The 4,298-nt window shown below is 71.5% G+C and carries 2 protein-coding genes; both read left to right on the top strand.

The features are described 5' to 3' along the window. The coding region (locus tag ACNPM4_RS12185) for a serine hydrolase (RefSeq protein WP_448985862.1) at positions 1-3,147 on the top strand (3,147 nt) is incomplete at its 5' end. Then, positions 3,147-4,250: a M20 family metallopeptidase gene (locus ACNPM4_RS12180; protein WP_448985861.1), complete on the top strand. Its 1,104-nt coding sequence runs from the start codon at positions 3,147-3,149 to the stop codon at positions 4,248-4,250. The genes ACNPM4_RS12185 and ACNPM4_RS12180, both read left to right, overlap by 1 nt. Positions 4,251-4,298 lie beyond the last annotated feature (48 nt).

Below are 4,298 nucleotides of genomic sequence, written 5' to 3'. Positions count from 1 at the left end.
GCCGACTCGACCCCGGTCTGGAGCCCCGACGGGTCACAGCTCGCGTTCCTGCGCGCGCAGGACGGCCCGGCGCAGCTCTGGCTGCTCCCGGCCGCCGGCGGCGAAGCACGCGGACTCACGACGCTCCCGCTCGGCGCCGGCGCTCCGGCCTGGAGCCCCGACGGCACGCGCATCGCGTTCACCGCCCCAGTCGACGGCGCGGCGCTTCCCGACGAGACCACGGAGACCATCCTCGCCCGACGCTCGGCGCCGGCCTCGACCGACCGGCTGGGCTACAAGGCCGATGGTGCGGGCAACCTGGGGACGCTCGTGCAACAGCTGCACGTGCTCGACGTGGACTCTGGCAAGGTGACGGTCCTCACCCGCGGCCGCTCCCACGCCTCCGACCCGTTCTGGTCGCCCGACGGCACACTCCTCGCGTACTCGGCGAGCGTCGAGGACGATGCCGATCTGACGATGCGGATCCCCGTGTTCGTGCGCTCCGCCACCGACCCGAACAGCGCGGCCGTGCAGGTCAGCGCCGCCGATGTGCAGGCGACGGCCGTGGGATGGACCCCGGACGGCCGCCATGTCGTCGCCGCCGGACGCACCGACACCGAGGTCGGCAACGCAGACCTCCTGCTGTTCCCGGTCGACGGCGGCGAACCGCAGAACATCACGCGCAGTCTCGACCGCAACGTGATGCCGGGTGGTCCCGGCTACCCGGGCGGCATGCCGCAGTTCACGGACGGCGGGGACCTCGTGTTCTGCCTCCGCGACAACGGCTACTCGCACGTGTACCGCGTCGCCCCGGACGGTTCGGGCGCCACGGCCCTCGTGGACGGCACCGCAAACGTGTCGGGGCTCTCGGTGGCGGCATCCTCCGCGGCGATCACGCTCGCGACGCCGGAATCCTTCGGCGACATCGCAGTGCTGGACCTCACGGATGGATCCACGCGTGTCCTCACCGACTACGGCACGCCCGAACTCGATCTCCTCCCGGCGGAGGAGCGCCGTTTCACGATCGCCGACGGCACCGTCGTCACGGGATGGCTGCGCCGCGATCCCGATGCCGCGGGTCCGCTCCCCCTGCTGCTCGACATCCACGGCGGTCCGCACAACGCCTGGAACGGTGCCGCCGACCTCGTCCACCCGTACCACCAGGTGCTGGCGCGCCGCGGCTGGGCGATCCTCACCCTCAACCCCCGCGGCAGCGACGGCTACGGCGACGCGTTCTTCTCCGCGGTCTCCGGCGGGTGGGGCGTCAACGACGCGAACGACTTCCTCGAGCCGATCGACCAGCTCGTCGCCGAGGGCATCGCAGACCCGGCCCGACTGGCCGTGACCGGGTACAGCTACGGCGGATTCATGACCTGCTTCCTCACGTCGCGCGACCACCGCTTCGCGGCGGCCGTGGGCGGAGGCGTGGTCACCGATCTCTTCTCGATGGGCGGCACCTCCGACTTCGGGCATTACCTCTCGGCGAAGGAGAACGGCGGGCTCCCCTGGCGCGATGAGGAGCGCCTCTCCGCACAGTCGCCGTTCACCCGGGTCGACCAGGTCACCACCCCGACTCTGATCCTGCAGGGTGCGGCCGATGACCGCTGCCCGGTCGGTCAGGCCGAGCAGTGGTTCACGGCGCTGCGCGAGCGCGACGTCCCCACGCGCCTGGTGCTGTATCCCGGTGGCTCGCACCTGTTCGTGCTCTCCGGTCCTCCGTCGCACCGCGCCGACTACTCGCAGCGCGTGATCGACTGGGTCGAGCAGTACGCGCCGCCGGCCGGCACGCCCGTGCGCGCCCGCCTCGACGCCCGTCATTGGCAGCAGCGACTGAGCGCGCTGGCCGCAGCGCACAAGGTGCCCGGCGCGACCCTCGGCATCCTGCGTCTCGGCGAGGAGCCGGTATATGCGCACCACGGCATACTCAACGCGCGCACGGGCATCGAGACCACCGACGACTCCGTGTTCCAGATCGGCTCGATGGGCAAGGTGTGGACGACGACCGCGATCATGCGCCTCGTCGATCAGGGTGTGCTCGACCTCGACGCCCCGGTCGTCTCGTACGTGCCGGAGTTCTCGTCCTCCGACCCGGAGATCACGCGGACAGTGACGCTGCGTCACCTGCTGAATCACACCAGTGGGATCGACGGCGATGTCTTCACCGACACCGGCCGCGGCGACGACACGCTCGAGAAGTACGTCGCGCTCCTGGACGGCGTCGCGCAGAACCATCCGCTCGGCGCGACCATGTCGTACTGCAACTCCGGATTCTCGCTGGCCGGGCGCGTGATCGAGAAGGTCACCGGAACGACCTGGGACCAGGCGATGCGCGACCTCGTGTTCACGCCCCTCGGACTCACCCACTCCTCGACCCTCCCGGAGGAGGCGATCATGTTCCGGGCTGCCAGCGGGCACACCGTGGTCGACGACGACGGCCCGCACCTCGCGCCCGCCTGGATGCTCCCCCGATCGATGGGACCGGCCGGACTCATCAACTCCACCACGGCCGACGTGCTCGCCTTCGCCCGCATGCACCTGGCAGGCGGACTGGCCGCCGATGGGACGCGTGTGCTGTCCGAAGCCGCCGTGGCGCGGATGCAGGAGCGTGAGGTGGACATGCCCGACCCGTACTCGCTCGGCGATGCGTGGGGCGTGGGCTGGATCCTGTTCGACTGGGACGGCCACCGCCTCATCGGGCACGACGGCAACACGATCGGGCAGGCGTCCTTCCTGCGCATCCTCCCCGAGGAGGGGCTCGCGGTGACGCTGCTGACGAACGGGGGCAACACCCACGATCTCTACGTCGAGCTGTTCGGCGAGATCTTCCGCGAGCTGGCGGCGCTGGAGGTGCCGGCCGGCCTCACGCCGCCCGAGGAGCCGTTCACGGATGACTTCTCCGAGTTCGAGGGCGTCTACGACCGCTCGGGCGTGCGCACCGAGATCTTCCGCGACGACGATGGCCTGCGCATGCGCACCACCCTGAACGGACCACTCGCCGCCATGCTCCCCGACCCGGTGCAGGAGCATCCGCTGGTGCCCGTGCGTCGCGGCGAGTTCGTGATGCGTCCCGAGGGCGAGCAGGCCTGGCACGCCGTGGTGTTCTACTCCCTGCCCAGCGGCGAACGCTATCTGCACCACGGCGTCCGCGCGGCGCCGAAGGTGTCGTGATGCCGGTGCAGGCCGGCGTGGACCTCGACCTGGTCCTCGCCGACATCGAGACACTGGTCTCCTGCGAGTCGCCGTCCGATGACCTCGACGCCGTCGCCCGCAGCGCCGATGTCGTCGCCGCCCTCGGCGAGCGCCTGCTGGGCGTCGCGCCGGAGCGCATCGTGATCGACGGACGCTCCCACCTGCGCTGGCGGTTCGGCGAGCCGGTGGTGCTGCTCCTCGGTCACCACGACACGGTGTGGCCCCTCGGCTCCCTGCGGCGGCATCCGTTCCGCATCGACGACGGCGTGCTCCGCGGCCCGGGATGCTTCGACATGAAGACCGGTGTCGTGATGGCCCTCCACGCCGTCGCCGCGCTGCCGGACCGCACCGGCGTCAGCATCCTGATCACGGGCGACGAGGAGCTCGGTTCGCCGAGCTCGCGCGCCCTGATCGAGCAGGAGGCGCTCGGCTGCGCGGCGGCGCTCGTGCTCGAAGCTTCGGCCGACGGCGGCGCCGTGAAGATCGCCCGCAAGGGGGTCTCGCTGTATCGGATGCACGTCACCGGTCGGGCGGCTCATGCCGGATTGGAACCGGAGCGCGGCGTGAACGCGGCGGTGGAGGCCGCGCACCTCCTCCTCGCGGTCGCCGAGCTCGGTGCCGCGGCGGCGGGGACCAGCGTCACACCCACGCTACTGCGTGCCGGCAGCACCACGAACACGGTGCCCGCCGATGCGGAGTTCGCGGTCGACGTGCGGGTGCGCACGGTCGCGGAGCAGGACCGGGTGGATGCGGCGCTCCGCGCCCTCCCTGCCACGCTTCCCGGCGCCACGGTGCGCGTGGAGGGCGGCCCCAACCGTCGGCCGATGGAACCCGAGGTCTCTGCGGACCTGTTCCGCGCCGCGGTGGCGATCGCCCAGGAGGCCGGTCTGACGCCGTTCGAGGGCGTCGCGGTGGGCGGTGCGTCCGACGGCAACTTCACCGCGGCGCTGGGGGTTCCGACCCTCGACGGCCTCGGCGCGGTGGGCGGCGGAGCCCACGCCGACGATGAGCACGTGATCGTGGCGATGATCCCGGAACGCATCCAGCTGCTGCAGGGTCTGATCTCCGGAGCGCGGGCATGAGCATGACGGATGCCGCAGCTTTCCGCGCCTCGCCGGAGGAGGCCGCCG

Source organism: Microbacterium umsixpiens, from assembly GCF_053543675.1.
This window is presented reverse-complemented; position numbering and strand designations above follow the sequence as displayed.

Coding starts and splice junctions, on each gene's coding strand:
- ACNPM4_RS12180 (WP_448985861.1), top strand. CDS start 3,147: ATGCCGGTGCAGGCCGGCGTGGACCTCGACCTGGTCCTCGCCGACATC.